Raw genomic sequence first — 12,178 nt, 5'->3', positions numbered from 1 at the left:
CGGAGACGACGGCGCCCCCGGGTGCGGTCGCCGCGGGGCAGCAGACAACGGACGAGCAACGGGCCGGAGGGTCACGAGCATGAGCAGCAGGGCACGAACCACGAGCAAGGACCCGCGCGGTGGAAGCCGCGCGGGCGGCACCCCCGGTGGCGCGGCGTCGTCGTCCGGGGCGGGTGTGAGCGTGAGCCCCTGGACCATCGCGGTGGTCCTCGTGGCGGCGATGATCGGGATGAGTGCCGCGCTGGTCTTCGGCGGGGCGGCGGCCCCCCGGCAGGTCGCCGATCCCGGCACGCTCGTGCGCTGGGGTCTGCCCACCGTGAAGGTGGTCCACAACATCGCGATGACCGTGGTCATGGGCGGGCTGCTCTTCGCCATCGGGGTGGTGCCGCGCTTCGCGGACCGCACCCGCAAGCGCCCGCCGCGCAACAGCCGGGACCAGGCGGGGGAGCCGGAGCACCCCGCGTTCCGCTCGGTCCTGCAGCTCGTGGAGGCGGCGTCCGTGGTGTGGACGGTGGCCGCCGTGGCGGTGCTGATCTTCACCTACTCGGACGTCTCCGGATCCTCGATCGGCGGCGGCGAGAACTACACGCAGCAGCTGCTGCACTACGTCACCGGGATCTCCACGGGGCAGTCGCAGGCGGTCATCGTGATGGTCGCTGCGGTGGTGACCACCCTGGTCTTCGGCGTGCGGGCGCTGCTGGGCCTGTTCTGCACGCTCGCGCTGTCCTTCGTGGCGCTCGTGGCCATGGCCCTCAACGGCCACGCCTCCGGCGGCGCGGACCACATGGGCGCGGTCAACTCCCTGGGCCTGCACCTGCTGGGCGTGTGCCTGTGGGTGGGCGGGATCCTCGTGCTGGTCTGGGTGGGTCCCCTGCTCTCCCGGGAGTCCTCGGTGGTCAGCCGCCGGGGCGGTACCACCCACACCGAGCCGCTGCTCGCGGTGGTGCTGCGGCGCTACTCCGCGGTGGCACTGGGCTGCTACGCGCTGGTGCTGCTCTCCGGCATCGTCAACGCGGCGGTGCGCATCGGCTCGTGGGAGCAGCTGGGCTCCTCGTACGGTGTGCTCGCGCTGACCAAGCTCGTGCTCACCCTGCTGCTGGGGCTGGCGGGCTTCGCCCACCGGCAGTGGCTGATTCCGGGCGTGGTGGACGGCTCCCGTTCGCGCACGGCCACGCTGTGGCGCGTCATCGTGGTGGAGGCGGTGCTCATGGGTCTGCTCATGGGCATCGCCACCGCGCTGGGGCGCACCGCCCCGCCCGTGCCCGAGGAGCTGCAGCCGGACGCCTCGCCCGCGCGCATCCTCACGTGGTACGAGCTGCCCCCGGAACCCACCCCCGCGAGCTGGTTCACCACCTGGCGACTGGACTGGTTCTGGGTGGCCGTGGTGGTCTTCATGGCCGTGGTCTACCTGTGGGCCGCGGTCAAGGTGTGGCGCCGCGGGGACACGTGGTCGGTCCTGCGCACGGCGTCCTGGTTCGTGGGTCTCGCCGCACTGATGTACGCGACGAGCGGCGGCGTGGCCGTCTACGCCCGCGTGCTGTTCTCCGCCCACATGGTGGAGCACATGAGCCTCACGATGGTCGTGCCGCTCTTCCTGGTCTGCGGTGCGCCGGTCACCGTGATCCTCAAGGCGCTGGAGCCGCGCCGGGACGGCACCCGCGGACCCCGCGAGTGGATCCTGCGGCTCGTGCACTCCACCTGGGGCAAGGTGGTCACCCACCCGATCTTCGCGGCGGCGAACTTCGCGTTCTCGATCGTGCTGTTCTACTTCACGGACCTGTTCCGCTTCACGCTGCGCTACCACGTGGGCCACGAGTTCATGATGGTGCACTTCCTGTTCACCGGGTACATGTTCGCGCTCGTGCTGATCGGCATCGACCCCATCCCGCGGCGTCCCACCTACCCGATGCGCCTGCTGCTGCTGCTCGCCACCATGGCCGCCCACGCGTTCATCGGCATCAGCATCATGAGCCTGACCACGGTGCTGCAGGCGTCCTGGTTCGGGAACATGGGCCGCCCCTGGGGGCCCAGCGCCCTGGACGACCAGGAGCTCGGAGGCATGCTCATGTGGGGCATCGGGGAGTTCCCCACGTTCCTGCTCGCGGTCATCGTGGCCGTGATGTGGGCCATGGAGGGCTCCAAGGAGAACCGCCGCGTGGACCGGCAGGCGGACCGTACGGACGACGCCGAGCTGCGCGCCTACAACCAGATGATGGCCGAGCTCGCCGAACGGGACGAGCGCGGCCGCTGAGCCGGGCGGCGTCGTCGTCGCGTGAAGAACAGCGCGACGGCGCCGCGCAGGCCAGCACGACGACGCCGTGCCCGCGGCCTCCCCGCCCGGCGCCACCGCGCAGGGAGACCACAGTGCGGGGAGACCGCCGTGCGCGGGGCGTCACGCGGGGCCAGGGAAGCAGGGCCGCGCGGATAACGTTGTCCCCGGTAGACAACTCTCTCCGTCCCGGAAGGATCCATCCGACGTGACAGCCGCACGCATGACCACCCCCGTCCGCGCCTCCGAGCTCGAGGGCCGGGCCTGGCTGAACACCGGTGGTGAGCAGCTGGACCTGAACGCCCTGCGGGGGAAGATCGTGGTCCTGGACTTCTGGTCCTTCTGCTGCATCAACTGCCTCCACGTGCTCGACGAGCTGCGTCCCCTCGAGGAGCAGTACTCGGACGTGCTCGTGACGGTGGGCGTGCACTCGCCCAAGTTCGAGCACGAGGCGGACCCGGACGCGCTCGCCGCCGCCGTGGACCGCTACGAGATCACCCACCCCGTGCTGGACGACCCCGGTCTGAAGACGTGGGACGCCTACACCGCGCGTGCGTGGCCCACCCTGGTGGTGCTGGACCCGGAGGGCTACATCGTGGCGCACCTCTCCGGCGAGGGGCACGTCCAGGGGCTGGAGTCGCTCGTGGCAGAGCTGGTGGCCGAGCACGAGGCCAAGGGCACGCTGCACCGCGGCGACGGGCCGTACGTGCCCCGCCCGCGCCCCGAGGGCGATCTGCGCTTCCCGGGCAAGGTCGTGGCCCTGCCGGACGGCTCGTTCATGGTCAGCGACACCGGCCACCACCGCCTGGTGCAGCTCGAGGCGGACCTCACCACCGTGCGCGGCACCATCGGCTCCGGCACCCGGGGCTGGGCCGACGGGCCGCGGGACGCGGCCCGGTTCAACGAGCCCCAGGGCATCGCGGTGCTGCCGCAGGAGTTGCGCTCGCAGCTCGGCTACGACCTCGTGGTCGCGGACACCGTGAACCACCGGCTGCGCGGGGTGGACCTCGGCTCCGGGTCCGTGCGCACCATTGCCGGAAACGGCGTCCAGCGGCTGCTTGACGACGCCCGCGCCCGCGGCGTGGACCCGAACGCGATCACGGAGGGGGACCCCCTGTCCGTGGCGCTGTCCTCCCCGTGGGACGTGGTGTGGTCGCAGACGGCGGACGCGCTCGTGGTCGCGATGGCCGGCACCCACCAGCTCTTCTCGTTCGACCCGCGCAGCGGCGAGCTGGCCGTGCTGGCCGGCACCGGGGACGAGGGTCTGCGCGACGGCGCGGCGGACAGCTCCTGGTTCGCCCAGCCCTCCGGCCTGGCACAGGCCGAGGACGGCACCGTGTGGGTCGCGGACTCCGAGTCCTCCGCCCTGCGCCGCGTGCGCTTCACCGACGACGGCGCCGTGGCCGCCGTGGACTCCGCCGTGGGCCTGGGCCTGTTCGACTTCGGCTTCCGGGACGGTCCCGCGGAGCAGGCCCGCCTGCAGCACTGCCTGGGCGTCACCGTGCTGCCGGACGGCTCCGTGGCCGTGGCCGACACCTACAACGGTGCGGTGCGCCGCTACGACCCCGCCACCGACGAGGTCACCACCCTCACCCGGGGTCTCGCCGAGCCCTCCGACGTGCTCCTGGACACGAGCCAGGACGAGCCCGTGCTCGTGGTGGTGGAGACCAACGCCCACCGCCTCGTGCGGGTGGCCGTCCCCAAGCAGGCGCAGACCGTGGACGAGGGCGCGGCGCAGATGCAGCGCAAGCGCACCCCGGTGGCACCCGGCGAGCTCGAGCTCACCGTGCGCTTCGCGGCACCGAGCGGGCAGAAGCTGGACACCCGCTGGGGCGACCCCACACAGCTGAAGGTCTCCTCTTCCCCGGAGGACGCGCTCGCGGCGGGGGACGGCACCGCCCGGGGACTCACCCGCACCCTGCGGATCGCAGACGGCGTCACGGAGGGCGTCCTGCACATCACCGCCCGCGCGGCGGCGTGCGACGGCTCCCCGGACGGCGAGATCCCCGAGCACGCCGCCTGCCACCTCTACCAGCAGGACTGGGGCATCCCCTTCACCGTGGATCCCGCAGCCGACTCCTCCCTCACCCTGGAGTTGCGCGGGCTGGACTGAGTTGGCCGGGCTGATCGGACGACGACGGCGCGTGACGGGCGCGGGGGAGCGCGCGTGCGGCGTCGTCGTCCCCGGCCGCCCGCGAGCCGGGGCGCGTCAGCGGGGCGTGACCGTGGCCTTGTCCTGCGTGACTTTCAAGCTCGCGGAGAAGGTGAAGGGGACGTCCGCGGAGAACTTGGACGTGGTGCCGTCGTAGAGGTTCACCGCGGTGAACTCGATGTGCGCCGTGCCCCTGCTGTCCGGCAGGGACCACTGGTCCGCGCGCGCGCCGCCCAGCTCCACCTTGGATCGGGGGTACTCCTTGATGCTCCAGCTGACCTTGTCCTGGATCCGGCCGTCAAACTCGTAGCTGAACGGGCAGTCCGAGGGGTAGAGGCTGTCCTTGGCCGCGCACGCGTCCAGCCGTTCGTGGACCTGCTGCTCCACCTGCTGCTGGAGCTGCTCCGAGGGGACGGCGGTGAGCTTCATCGCGGTCTCCTTGGAAGAGTCGCTCACCGCCACCTCCTGCGGCTGGGCCGTGATCATGGGGGAGGTGTAGGAGCCCGTGTAGACGCCGGGGTAGAAGACGGCGAACTGCCGGGACGAGTCCCGCAGCGCCACGGACACGCCGTTGATGTCCACGGCGGTGGAGCCCGGCATGGACACGGACATCGTGGGCAGCGTGGTGGGGTCGAAGTCCCACACCGTGAAGAACCCCCACTGGGTCTCCGCCGGGTGCAGCCGGAACTCCGAGGACGCCTGCTTGCCGTCCAGGAGGTAGTCCGCGCGCACGGTGGTGGTGTCCCCGTCCGAGGCCACCGTGGAGACCGCCACGTCCTGCAGGTGCTTGCCCGCCTCCGCGAGCGGGTCCCCGTCCAGCAGCGCGGCGTTGGAGTCCGGAACCTCCGCGTTGAGCAGGCCCAGGGCCTTGGCGCCGTCCCCGTCCTGCAGCGCCTGGAAGTACTCGCGGACCTCGGTCTCCGGGCCGTACTGGTACTTGTTGACGAGCGCAATGGTCACCGCGGCGGCCGCCACGGCCAGCACGATCAGGAAGAACCAGGCGCCCACGGCCCTGATGATGCGATCACTGCGTCCCATGGCTCCTCACGGTAGTTCATGCGCGCACCCGCCGACGCCGTGTCGCCCCGTGGGCCGCCAGGGAGGCTGGGAGGCTCGGAGAGGGGTCGCTAGGCTGGACCGGGCGTGGCCGGGCGGGCCGGTTCGGACCGACCCGGCCCCGGGCCCCGCGACGCACGGCAGAGGCGACGGCACACACGAGGAGCGCGAGCGCACGACATGGCAGAGACCGTCCGGCAGGTGCCCCCGAAGTATGGGGCGCCCGAGCACGTGTTCCACCCCCGGCTCGGCTCCTACGGGCGGCGGCTGGCCGCGTCGGCCGCGCCGCTGCTCCTGGTGGTGCTGGCGACCGCGGTGATCGTCTACCGGCGCCCGGCCGGACCGGTCACGGCGGTGCTGGCCCTGACCGCCCTCGTGGGGCTCGTGGGCGCCTACGCGCGCCTGCGCCCGGCGCTCGCGGTGCTGACCCCCGGCTACGTGCTCGTCTCCCGGTGGGTGGGGTTCCGTGCGGTGCCGCGGGAGCGGATCACGCAGGTGGTCACGGTCGAGAAGCTGCTGGCGCCCCGTTCCGGTTCCGGCCGCACCCGGGGCAGGCCCTACCTGTGGTTCGTCACCGCGTCCGGCCGCCGTGCCCTCGGTCTCGACGGCACCGTCTGGGACGCCAGGACCCTCGACGAGCTCGCCCGGGCCAGCGGCGCGCAGCACGTGAACTTCCGGCAGGCCACCCCGGCGCAGGTGAGTGAGAGCTGGCCCCGACTGGTCCCGTGGCACGTCCGCCACCCGAGACTGCGCTACGCGGCGTCCTCGCTCGCACTGCTCGCCGTGATCGGCCTGCTGGGCTGGTGGGCGCTCGCGAGCACGGCGGGATCGGCCGGCTGAGCCGGGCCCCGGGAGTGACGAGGACCGGGAGCAGATGAAGGACCGGGAGCAGACGACGACGGCCGGTTCCCCTGGTGGGGAACCGGCCGTCGGCGTGGTGGGACGGGATCGGGAGGTCAGCGCGCGGCGCTGCTGCCCGCCCCGTTGCCCGCGCCGTCGCCGTCGCCGTGCGGGGCGGCGTCGCCCGTCTGGGCGGCCCGAGCGCCGTCGCGCTGGCGGGCGCGCTCGATCTCGTTCTTGCGCTCCTCGTTGGCCTCGCGGGTCAGCTCCGCACCGGCCTCCGCGTCACGCGTGAGGTTCTCGCCCGTCTCCGGGTTGAACACGTGCATCCTGCGGCTGTCCAGCCAGATCTTCGCCGTGGTGCCGCCGCGGATGCGGGAGGAGGCGTCCAGGGAGACGACCACCTGGGCGGGCATCTCGTCCGCGTCCAGCTCCTGGGCGAGCTCGTTGAGCTTGTGCTGCACGGCGGCGTCCTGCTGGTAGTGGATGTAGCCGTACTGCTGGTTGCCCAGCCACTCCGTGTGCGTGAACTCGGAGTCGAAGACGGTCCCGTGGGGGATCTTCGCCTCGTCCACGAACTTGGCGTCCTCGAAGTGCTCCGGGCGCAGGCCGAGCAGCACGATCTCGGGTGCGTTCGTGAGCTTGCCCTGGACGCGCTCCGGGATCTCGATGTCCCCGATCGGGGTCTGGAACACCGAGCCGTTCACGCGCGCCGGGATGAAGTTCATGGACGGCGCGCCGATGAACCCCGCCACGAACAGATTGACGGGCTGTTCGTAGAGCTCCCGCGGGGAGGCGATCTGCTGCAGCTGACCGCGCTTGAGGACCGCCACCCGGTCACCCAGGGTCATGGCCTCGGTCTGGTCGTGGGTCACGTACAGCGAGGTGATGCCCATGCGGCGCTGCAGCTGGGCGATCTCCGTGCGCATCTGCCCGCGCAGCTTGGCATCCAGGTTGGACAGGGGCTCGTCGAAGAGGAACGCGTCCGCGTCGCGCACGATCGCGCGCCCCATGGCCACGCGCTGGCGCTGGCCGCCGGAGAGGTTCGCCGGCTTGCGCTCGAGGTGCTCGTTGAGGTCCAGCGTGTCCGCGGCCTCGCGCACCTTGCGGTCGATCTCCTCCTCGCTGAACTGGCCCTTGGACAGGCGCAGCGGGAAGGCGATGTTCTCGTACACCGACAGGTGCGGGTACAGCGCGTAGTTCTGGAACACCATCGAGAGGTTGCGGTCGCGGGGCTGCTTGTCGTTGACGCGCACCCCGTTGATGTTCAGGTCACCGGAGGTGATGTCCTCGAGGCCCACGACCATGCGCAGGAGCGTGGACTTGCCGCAGCCGGAGGGGCCCACGAGGATCAGGAACTCGCCGTCGGCGACGTCGATGGAGATGTCGTTGACCGCGGGGAAACCGTCGTCGTACTTCTTGACGAGGTGTTCCATGGTGATTGCTGCCATGTCTACTCAGTCCTATCTGTGTCTAAGCGTGGATGGTGCGGCGGGCTCAGCCCTTGACCGCGCCCTGGGTCAGGCCGGAGACGATCTGGCGCTGGAAGGCCAGGACGAGCAGCACCACAGGGATGGTCACGATGATCGCGGCCGCGGAGATCGCCCCAGCCGGGGCCTCGAACTGCGAGGCGCCCGTGAAGAACGCGAGTGCCGCGGGCACGGGGCGCGCCGCCGACGTCGACGTCAGGCCGATGCCGTACACGAAGTCGTTCCACGCGATGAAGAACGCGATGATCGCGGTGGTGAAGACACCCGGCAGCGTGAGCGGCACGATCACCTTGCGGAACGCCTGCCACGTGGTGGCACCGTCCACCTGCGCCGCGCGGTCCAGGTCCCACGGGATCTGCTGGAAGAACGCCGCCAGGGTCCAGATGGAGATCGGCAGGGTCAGGGACAGGTAGGGGATGATCAGGCCGAGCCAGGTGTCGTAGAGACCCACCTGACGCCACAGGTTGAACAGCGGCGTGACGATGGAGATCACCGGGAACATGGAGACCATCAGTGCCGTGGTCAGCACGATCTTCTTGCCCGGGAAGTCCAGTCGAGCGATCGCGTAGGCGCACAGGGTGGCCAGCACCACGGCCACGAACGTGGAGATCAGCGAGATGCCGATCGAGTTCCACAGGGCCGGCAGGAAGAGGTCCTTGGCCTCGCCCACGAAGATCTGCTCGTAGTTGGACGTGACGAACTTGGACGGGATGAACTTCCCCGAGTTCAGGTCCGAGGAGGACTTGAAGGACGTCATCAGGATGGACAGGACGGGGAACAGTGCGTAGATCAGCACCAGGATCGAGACGACGGTCCAGCCGATTTTCTGCTTCGTGCTCAACATGGCGGTTACTTCCCCTTCCCTGAGCCACCGGTGAGGTCCACCTTGAAGACCTTGATGGCCACCAGCGCGATGAGCATCACGCAGATGAACAGGATCACCGAGATGGCCGAACCCAGGCCGATTTCCAGTCGACCGATGGACGTGCGGTACGCGAGCAGCGAGAGCGTCTCGGTGCCGTACTGGCCCTTGGTCATGATGAAGACGTTGTCGAAGATGCGGAAGGCGTCCAGCGCGCGGAACACCACGGCCACCATGATGGCGGCCTTCATGTTCGGCAGGACCACCTTGCTCAGCCGCTGCCAGGCCGAGGCGCCGTCCACACGGGCGGCCTCGGTGAGCTCGCCCGGGACCTGTGCCAGGCCGGAGAGCAGCAGCAGCGAGATGAACGGGGTGGTCTTCCAGATCTCCGAGGCCATGATCACGAACAGGGACGGGCCCGCGGAGGCGAACCAGTTGAAGTCCGGGCCGATCATGGGCAGCCACGACAGCCAGTTGTTGACGTAGCCGGTGGTGATGTCGAAGGCGTAGAACCACGCGAACGCCGAGACCACCGTGATGATGCCGTAGGGCACCAGGATGGCGGTGCGCAGCAGGCCGCGGGTGGCCTTGATGGCGCTGTGCATCACGAGCGCGAGGGCCAGACCCAGGACGAGCTCCACGACCACCGTGACCACGGTGATCAGCAGGGTCACGCCGAGATCCCGCCAGAAGACGATGTCCGACAGGGCCGTGGCGTAGTTGCCCAGGAACACGAACTCCTTGTCACCGGGTGCGGTGAGGCGGAAGGAGAACAGGGAGTCCCACAGGGCCTGGACGATCGGGTACAGCGTGACCAGCAGCATGATCACGAACGCGGGCCCGGCGAGCAGCCAGCCCAGTTTGCGCTCGGCGCGGGCGCGGTCCGAGAGATGCCGCTTCGTGCGGGTCTTCTCCGGCGCCGCGGCGGGAGCGGAGGAGTTCACGGTGGTGCTCACAGCAGCGCATCTCCCTTCAGGACTTCCTGGATGAATTCGGTGGTCTCACGCGGGGTGTCCTCGGTGACGTCCGCCGGCGGGGTCCAGTTCTGCTGGATGGCCGTGGAGATCTCGTTGTAGTACGGGGTCTGCGCGCGCGGCTTCGCGGCGTCGAGGGACTTCCGGATGGTGTCGGCCATGGGGTACGCCTTCTTGACCTCGGGGTCGTCGAAGGCCTTCGCGGACGACGGCGGGTTGCCGTTGGTCGCGAAGTACTGGGCCTGGTGCTCGGGGGAGACGATGCACTGCACGGCGTCCCACGCGAGGTCCTGGTGCTGCGAGTTGGACCCGACGCCCAGGTTGATGCCGCCCAGCGGCGGGTGGGCCTCGGAGTCCGCGTTCACGCGGGGCCACGTGGTCCACTTGATGTCGTCGAGCACCGACTTGTCGAGGGTGCCCTCCTCCACGGAGGCCTTCGTGGCCGAGTAGATGAACGGCCAGTTGACCATGAACGAGCCCTTGTCCCCCTGGAACTGGATCATGGAGGCGTTCTCGTCCTGGGTGGCCAGACCGGGCCCGCCGAGGCCCTCCTTGCCGATGGTGCCGATGATCTCCGCGGCCTTCTTGCCGGCGTCCGAGTCCAGGGTGATCTTGGCGTCCTGACCGTCCTGGCCGTCCGAGACCACCTGGCCGCCGGCCGACTCCACGAGGCCGTTGACCCACACGGACATGGCCTCGCCGCGCACGCCCTGCACACCCAGGTACTTGTCCTGGGACTGGGCGGCCTTGATGACCTGGTCCCACGTGACGGGCTTGGACATGTCCAGCCCCGCCGCCTTGGCCGCGGACTCGCGGTACCACAGCAGCTGCGTGTTGGCCCAGAACGGGACGGCCACGAGCTCGCCGTTCCACGTGGCGCCCTGCAGCGGGCCCTCGAGGGTGTCGGCGGTGGTGGCCTTGGCGACGTCGGCGGGGGGCTTCGCGAGGAAGCCGGGCTCCGCGAGCTCGGGCACGAAGGGCGGGTCCAGGCTCATGATGTCCATGGACGTGTCCCCGGCGGCGAGGCGGCGGGCCAGCTGCTCGCGCTGCGACGAGGCGTCACGCGGCAGCAGCGAGGTCTGGATCTTGTACTTGCCGCCGGACGCGTCCGAGCACTGCTGGGCGAGGACGTCCTGCCCGCCGTCGTCCGGGTTGATGTACCATGTGAGCGTGGGCGAGCCTGATTCCCCGCTGCCGCACCCCGTGAGCAGCATGGCGGACACGGCGGCGACGGCCGCGACGCTGCGGACGGCACGCGGTTTCCCCGCCCCGTGCGAGTGGTGAGTGGACTTCACGATGGTTCCTCTCCTGACGAGCGCATGAGCTGACGCAGTGGCCCCGTGTGCTCCCCGCAGGGCGCCGGCCAATTCAGCATCTGCACAGTCTACGGGTGGTATGTGTCACAACTGTCGTGTGACTCGGCATCAGGGGAGAAATTCGGTGTCAGGACAGAAATACTGCGGCGACCGCCATCGAGACCATGGAGATCACGGTGGTGACCAGGACCGTGTCGCGGCAGACGGTGGTCGCACGGTCGTAGCGCACGGCGGCCACGTAGAGGTTCTGGGCCGTGGGCAGCGCCGCCATGATCACGGCGGAGTACAGCACGGGGCCGCTCAGTCCGAGCGCCCGCGCGAGCAGAAGCGCCAGAGCCGGGTGCACGAGGACCTTGGCGCCCGAGGCGAGCAGGGTGTCCGCGCGCGTGCCGGGCTCGGAGAGGGGGCGCGAGCCCACCAGGGAGATCCCGAACGCGAGCAGCATGGCCGGCACCGCGGCGCCGGCCACGATCTCCACGGGCTGCATCACGAGGTCCGGGAGGGTGACGCCCGTCAGTGAGGACGCGATCCCGAGACCCGAGCCCACGATCAGCGGGTTCGTGACCACGGTCTTGAGCACGGAGCCCACCGTGGGCCGCTCCCCGCCGGTGAGGGTGTCCATGATCGTGAGGTACAGCGGGGTGTTCAGGGCCAGCTGGAACAGCATCACCGGGGCCACCTGGGACGCGTCCCCCAGCACGAACAGGGCGATCGGGATGCCCAGGTTCGCCGAGTTCACCTGCCCCGCGGCCTGCGCGCCCATCACCACGGTCGAGGCGTCCCGGTGCAGCACGAAGCGCGAGACCGCCGCGTAGGCGAGCATCGTCAGCCACGCGGAGACCCCCGCGACCACGAGCGGGGCCGAGAAGATGTGGCTGATGTCCGCCTTCGCAACCGTGGTGAACAGCAGCGGCGGCGAGGCCACGTAGAACGCGAGCTTGGAGAGCACGGGCTGCCCGTGCGGGCCGAGCAGCCCCAGCCGGCCGATCACGTACCCGGTGCCGATCACGGCCCACACGATGAAGAACCCGGAGGCCACTCCGCTCATGGGCACGTCTCCTCGGCTCGTCGTTCGTGGTGCTCGGCCTCTTTTGCAGGCGCGGTGCCGGTCTGTGAGGTGCTGACCCGTGGGGCGCGACGGCGCGGGGTCCGGGAGCGGCGCGGCCGGTGCGCCTGCGCCCGGTGCCCCGGCAGTCGGCGGCCCGGCGCGCGGCGGGAC

At 70.4% G+C, this 12,178-nt stretch carries 9 protein-coding genes; 3 read left to right on the top strand and 6 right to left on the bottom strand.

Going from position 1 to position 12,178, the window contains the following annotated elements:
* Positions 1-79 precede the first annotated feature (79 nt).
* A complete protein-coding gene (locus tag D8M39_RS10500) occupies positions 80-2,251 on the top strand; it encodes a cytochrome c oxidase assembly protein (protein ID WP_126874984.1) in 2,172 nt (723 codons plus the stop codon).
* Positions 2,252-2,492: 241 nt separating this feature from the next.
* On the top strand, positions 2,493-4,382 hold the full coding sequence (locus D8M39_RS10495; protein WP_094395162.1) for an NHL domain-containing thioredoxin family protein: 1,890 nt from the start codon (positions 2,493-2,495) through the stop codon (positions 4,380-4,382).
* Positions 4,383-4,478: 96 nt separating this feature from the next.
* On the opposite strand, the gene D8M39_RS10490 is transcribed toward D8M39_RS10495, so the two are convergent.
* Positions 4,479-5,459 (bottom strand): hypothetical protein, encoded by a 981-nt coding sequence (locus D8M39_RS10490; protein WP_055082765.1) that lies wholly within the window; start codon positions 5,457-5,459, stop codon positions 4,479-4,481.
* Positions 5,460-5,657: 198 nt separating this feature from the next.
* On the opposite strand from D8M39_RS10490, the gene D8M39_RS10485 reads away from it, so the two are divergent.
* Complete coding sequence (locus D8M39_RS10485; RefSeq protein ID WP_055082767.1) at positions 5,658-6,317, top strand: hypothetical protein; 660 nt, start codon at positions 5,658-5,660, stop codon at positions 6,315-6,317.
* A 116-nt stretch (positions 6,318-6,433) separates the two neighbouring features.
* Here D8M39_RS10485 and D8M39_RS10480 read toward each other — a convergent pair whose 3' ends face one another.
* The 5 genes from D8M39_RS10480 to D8M39_RS10460 form a co-directional block, all read right to left on the bottom strand.
* Positions 6,434-7,768 (bottom strand): ABC transporter ATP-binding protein, encoded by a 1,335-nt coding sequence (locus D8M39_RS10480; RefSeq protein WP_055082769.1) that lies wholly within the window; start codon positions 7,766-7,768, stop codon positions 6,434-6,436.
* Between the two features lie 46 nt (positions 7,769-7,814).
* Positions 7,815-8,651 (bottom strand): carbohydrate ABC transporter permease, encoded by an 837-nt coding sequence (locus D8M39_RS10475; RefSeq protein ID WP_055082771.1) that lies wholly within the window; start codon positions 8,649-8,651, stop codon positions 7,815-7,817.
* Positions 8,652-8,656: 5 nt separating this feature from the next.
* The gene (locus D8M39_RS10470) at positions 8,657-9,625 is read right to left on the bottom strand and encodes a carbohydrate ABC transporter permease (protein ID WP_055082773.1); all 969 of its coding nucleotides are present in this window, start codon (positions 9,623-9,625) and stop codon (positions 8,657-8,659) included.
* On the bottom strand, positions 9,622-10,938 hold the full coding sequence (locus tag D8M39_RS10465) for an extracellular solute-binding protein (RefSeq protein WP_174233429.1): 1,317 nt from the start codon (positions 10,936-10,938) through the stop codon (positions 9,622-9,624). The genes D8M39_RS10470 and D8M39_RS10465 overlap by 4 nt, the downstream gene beginning before the upstream one ends.
* Positions 10,939-11,086: 148 nt before the next feature.
* Positions 11,087-12,007 (bottom strand): AEC family transporter, encoded by a 921-nt coding sequence (locus tag D8M39_RS10460; protein ID WP_126874983.1) that lies wholly within the window; start codon positions 12,005-12,007, stop codon positions 11,087-11,089.
* Positions 12,008-12,178: the final 171 nt, after the last annotated feature.

This window comes from Kocuria sp. HSID17590 (genome assembly GCF_003989485.1).
Classification (GTDB): domain Bacteria; phylum Actinomycetota; class Actinomycetes; order Actinomycetales; family Micrococcaceae; genus Kocuria; species Kocuria salsicia.
The sequence above is the reverse complement of the archived record's forward strand: the minus strand, read 5'-3'. Positions and strand labels throughout refer to the sequence as shown.

What these genes read in the sequence shown, in the direction of transcription:
- D8M39_RS10490 (WP_055082765.1), bottom strand. Translation starts at nt 5,459, where the DNA reads ATGGGACGCAGTGATCGCATCATCAGGGCCGTGGGCGCCTGGTTCTTC.
- D8M39_RS10500 (WP_126874984.1), top strand. Translation starts at nt 80, where the DNA reads ATGAGCAGCAGGGCACGAACCACGAGCAAGGACCCGCGCGGTGGAAGC.
- D8M39_RS10480 (WP_055082769.1), bottom strand. Translation starts at nt 7,768, where the DNA reads ATGGCAGCAATCACCATGGAACACCTCGTCAAGAAGTACGACGACGGT.
- D8M39_RS10495 (WP_094395162.1), top strand. Translation starts at nt 2,493, where the DNA reads ATGACCACCCCCGTCCGCGCCTCCGAGCTCGAGGGCCGGGCCTGGCTG.
- D8M39_RS10460 (WP_126874983.1), bottom strand. Translation starts at nt 12,007, where the DNA reads ATGAGCGGAGTGGCCTCCGGGTTCTTCATCGTGTGGGCCGTGATCGGC.
- D8M39_RS10485 (WP_055082767.1), top strand. Translation starts at nt 5,658, where the DNA reads ATGGCAGAGACCGTCCGGCAGGTGCCCCCGAAGTATGGGGCGCCCGAG.
- D8M39_RS10475 (WP_055082771.1), bottom strand. Translation starts at nt 8,651, where the DNA reads ATGTTGAGCACGAAGCAGAAAATCGGCTGGACCGTCGTCTCGATCCTG.